The sequence below is a fragment of the Mesorhizobium sp. M1D.F.Ca.ET.231.01.1.1 genome, assembly GCF_003999155.2.
GTDB lineage: Bacteria > Pseudomonadota > Alphaproteobacteria > Rhizobiales > Rhizobiaceae > Mesorhizobium.
The window spans coordinates 1-1,160 of record NZ_RZOZ02000041.1 but is presented as its reverse complement, the minus strand read 5'-3'; the positions used below and the strand labels follow the sequence as shown (position 1 = coordinate 1,160).

Below are 1,160 nucleotides of genomic sequence, written 5' to 3'. Positions count from 1 at the left end.
GGCGCGACGGCGCTGCCCGCCGCGAGCTACCGCAGGCTGAAAGATGCCTTCGCCACTCGCCCGTATCATCTACACCACGGGACACGTTTCGTGCGGAACCCGACACATTGAGGCGCAAATATGCCCCGGCGCGGCGCGAAACACATGCTTCCCCTTTTTCGCGCCACCTGTTCGGTGGCACGCCGATTGCTTGAGGCTTCGTGTAGGCGTGCGGTCAAGATGAGCTGTTCCCACAGAGATCCGGATCCGAACGAATGCACGTGACAGCAAGGCATACATCAAAGGAGTAGCTCATGCGGGTAGCCGTCGTGTGGAACAGTGATTTTACGGGCGTGATCAACCGGTTCGGTCAGCCTTATCCGCAGCCGCCGCAGCCTTGGCCGCATTACGGCGCGATAACCAAAAGCGTGATGGCGGCATTGCAAGAGGGCGGCCACGAAACTCTGCTGTGTGAAGGCGATAAAGAACTGCTCGCCACGCTCCAGGGCTTCATGCCACCCGATCCGCAAGCCCGCCCTTCGGGGTTAGTATTCAACTTGGCAGAGGGAATTCAAGGCGAGTACCGTTTTACCCACGTTCCTGCCATGCTTGAGATGGCCGGTGTTCCATACACCGGATCGAGTCCGCTCGGGCATGGGCTGACCGACGATAAGGTCATCAGCAAGACGCTCATGCGCAGTTGCGGCGTGCCAACGCCGAACTTTCGCGTCATGCGCAGCGGCACCGAGAGCACCGAGGGTCTTCGATTCCCAGTGGTAGTGAAGCCGCGTCACGAAGACAACAGCTTCGGTTTGCAGCTCGTACATGAGCCCGCTAAGCTGACGCAGGCAGTGGAAATGATCATCACGCAATATGCGCAGGATGCGCTCGTGGAAGAATACATAGATGGGCGAGAAATCCATGTGGCGCTGCTCGGAAACCGAGAGATAGAGGTGTTGCCAGCTGTGGAGCATGACTTCGGCGGCGGCCAAACGCGTCTCATGACTTGGGAGGTGAAGTACATGGACGCCGCGGCGCTGCCCAGGATGTGTCCGGCGCAAGTCGAGAGCAGCCTTGCAACTTTGCTGCAGGACATTGCGGTTGCGACCTTCCGTGCCTGCCAGTGCCGGGACTACGCCCGCGTCGACCTCCGGATCGACCGCTCCGGTCAGCCCTTTGTC

1 protein-coding gene is annotated in these 1,160 nt (G+C 60.0%); it reads left to right on the top strand.

Going from position 1 to position 1,160, the window contains the following annotated elements; all coding sequences use genetic code 11:
* Positions 1-293: 293 nt before the first annotated feature.
* Positions 294-1,160: ATP-grasp domain-containing protein (locus tag EN874_RS32140; RefSeq protein ID WP_127253950.1), on the top strand; the 867-nt coding region annotated here is incomplete at its 3' end.